Consider the following 3,337-nt stretch of genomic DNA (forward strand, 5'->3'; position numbering starts at 1 on the left):
AGGCTTGCGGTACTGCTCGTAGCCCGATTGGTCTGCTGCCATGGCAAGGGTCTGTTGTTTCATCGTCATGTAACGCTTCACGCTCGGTTGCCGTGGACCTTAATCAGCGTAGCCCTAAGCTACGCCCCCTCAAAATAATGATACGGCAATGCTCCCGCTGTTGGAACCAGAGTCGGGTCAAGAATCGTGACCGGGACCTGTGAGTTTGGGCCCAAGTCCGTTCACCCACGCCATTTTCCCGCCTGTGACCGATTCGATTTGAATGTCATGGTGTCACCGAAGAACGCTTGACCTGCGCAGCACCCAAGGTGAAATAAAACACGGCCCCTTGCCCTTCCACAGCGTTCGCCCAAACCCGCCCGCCGTGCCGGGAGATGATGCGCTGTACCGTGGCCAGCCCTATGCCGGTTCCTGAAAAATCCGAAGTCGAGTGAAGCCGCTGGAAGGTGCCAAAAAGCTTGTCGGCGTAGGCCATGTCAAAGCCGGCACCGTTGTCCTTGACGAAATAAACTGTTTCGCCGTCTGCTCCGGCCTCGCAGCCAACATCTATTCGTGCCTCCACCTGCTGGGAGGTGAACTTCCACGCATTGCCCAGCAGGTTATCCATGACCACTGACAGCAACAGTGGATCGCCGTCGGCCCGCAGATCCTCCTGAATGTGCATCTGCACCTGGCGGTCAGGCTCCCGCTCCCTGCATGCCTGCGCCACCCGACTGGCGATAGCCGCAAGATCAACCGTTTCGGACTGCAGCGGATCGCGTGCCAGCTTGGCCAGAGAAAGCAGGCCCTCAATCAGTTCGCCCATCTGACGGGTCCCTGCGCGAATCCGGCTCAGGTAATGCCGGCCCTTTTCGCCGACCTTGTCCACGCCCATGCGCTCCATCAGCTGGCTGAATCCATCAATCGTGTTCAGGGGCGCGCGAAGGTCGTGTGACACGGAATAGGAAAAAGCCTCCAGCTCCTTGTTCACCGCTTCCAGCTGGGCTGTGCGCTGCCGTACGCGTTCTTCCAGTTCAGCGTTGAGGCGCAGAATACTCTCTTGCGCCTGTTTGCGATCGGTGATGTCCTGGTAGGCGCCCTGCACCCGGGTGCTCTTGCCGCTGTCGTCCCACAGTGCCTCGGCAATGGCACGGACCCACACCCGGCGTCCGCTCGCGGTGATGATCTCCAGCTCTTCGTCAAAGGGCGTACCGTCGCGGATGCAACGGCGAAATACAGCAGCAATTTTCTCCTGCCACTCCGGCGCGCAGTACTGCAGGACATCGTTCAACAGCGGCTCGCTGCCCACCGGCATTTCGTGAATTTTGCAGGCCTCGTCGGACCACAGCATGCGGTCGGCCGACAAATCCAGCATCCAGCCGCCGAGCCGTGCCGTGCGCCCTGCGATGGCCAGCAACACCTCGCTCTGGCGCAGCTTTTCCTCTGTCGCCCGGCGCGCCGTGATGTCCTCGGTCACCGCAATGATGTAGGACGGCAGGTGGGCAGCCGAACGCACCAGCGACACCGTTGAACGAACCCACACGGCACCGCCGCCCTTTTTCAGGTACCGTTTTTCGTCGGAAAAGCTGCCAAATTCGCCGGCCATCATCCGGTCCCTCAGCCCGGCATAACGAAGGCGGTCCTCGGGATGCGTCAGCTCACGCGTATCCATCGCCCGCAACTCGGTCTCGGTGTATCCAACGATCGCACAGTAAGCTGGATTGGCCATCAGCAAATGTCCGTCCGGGGTGTTCATCACGATTCCCGCCGCGGCGGTTCCAAACATCAACTGGACCATCTCCTGGCTGACTTTCAGCTGCTGCTGCACTTCGGTGCGGTGATTGACTTCTTCCTGCAATTCGTAGGTTCGCTCACGCACGCTGCGACGAATCTGAATGTTCCAGAGGAACACCAGCGCCACCGCCGCGAACACCGTCAGACCACCGCTGGCTATCCACCGCAACAGCATGGGATCTACGCCGGCGTCGGGCTCGTGCATGAAACCCGCCAGAGAGTAGTCCTTTCGCACCAGTCCCTGGTCCGCCAGCGTCCGGGCGATGTGATCGAACCGTCCCCGATTCATGTGCCCGATCTCCACCACATCCGGCAGGATGAAGGGCCGCATGTCAACGGCTTCCCTGATCAGGATTTCGCGCGTCAGTCCCCTTTGCACGACGCCGTTCATGCCCAAGATCAGACCGGCGATTTCATCACCATGACTGAGCGCATAGTCCCAGCCTTTGCGGCTGGCGCGCAGAAACGCTGCGGTGCGCTCGGGATTTTCCGAGACTTCAGTGCCCGTCGTAAACAGGATATCGCCGTAGAAATCAACGCCGTAGTCGAGGCTGCGCATCGTCGCCGGCGCTACACCACGGGCCTGCATCAGCGCAGGCTCCACGGTGGCGTAGGCCGACATGGCGTCCACCTCGCCGGCGATCAGGTCATCGAGCTGCCATGACTGCGGAAGAATATTGACGAGCTTCGGATTGATGCCCTCGCGCTGCAACATGGCGCGCAACTGGATGGCGCCCTGGTCTTCCGACAGCATGACCTTTGCGCCGATGAGATCACTGAGCGTGCGGATATTGCGGTCCTGCCGGCTCATGATGACATAGGGCGAATGCTGGAAAATCGCCGCCAGCGCCACAATCGGCTGCCCATTGATCCGGGCTGCGACAAGGTCGGAGTCGCCAATGCTGAACTGGGCTTCACCGCTGAGGACTGTGGCCACGGGCGGCTTGTCCGGGCCGCCTTCCCTGATCGTGACCTCCAGCCCTTCGTCCCGGTAAAAACCTTTCGCCTCGGCGGCGTAGTAGCCGGCGAACTGGAACTGGTGCAGCCACTTGAGCTGCAGCGTCACGCGCTCTCGCGGCCGCTGCCGCTCGGCACCGGCAGCACCGAAAGCCGGGCTGGCAGCAGTCATCCACAGAGCCAGCGCCGCCACGACGGCAAAATGCGCCACATGCCACCTGCCCGATGTCAACAAGGACCTGGAGGGGGAGAGGGGGCGAAACATGGCCATTTCAGTCTAGCACGGGCCTTCCTGTTGGCCCGAAGGACGCGGCCTCGCGACCGGACTATCAGGGTCGTCAGGAGCAGCGCAACACCCCACCAGCGCCGACACGCCTCCCGGCAGGTTGCGCGGCGTGATTTTTCGCTGTTTTTTTGACCCACAGACAACTCTTCGGCTACGCCAGAACCGGCGCGCCCCACGCGATCAGGGAAGCGCAACGGCATCAACAGGCGCGTCGTGCATCAGCCGGCGTGCTACAGGCCGTCAGTGCAGCTTGACGCCAGTCCTGGCCTGTAGCGCTTCCATGCTGACGCCCGGCGCGAGTTCGATCACCTTGAGGCCCTG

Annotated in this window: 1 protein-coding gene; it reads right to left on the reverse strand. The window is 61.6% G+C overall.

The features are described from left to right. Window positions 1-265: 265 nt before the first annotated feature. Window positions 266-2,995, reverse strand: coding sequence for an ABC transporter substrate-binding protein (locus tag RMO23_RS13625; RefSeq protein WP_309682482.1), 2,730 nt, complete (start codon window positions 2,993-2,995; stop codon window positions 266-268). Between the last annotated feature and the right edge of the window lie 342 nt (window positions 2,996-3,337).

Origin of the sequence: Polaromonas sp. (genome assembly GCF_031411155.1) — a bacterium.
Taxonomy (GTDB): domain Bacteria; phylum Pseudomonadota; class Gammaproteobacteria; order Burkholderiales; family Burkholderiaceae_C; genus Polaromonas.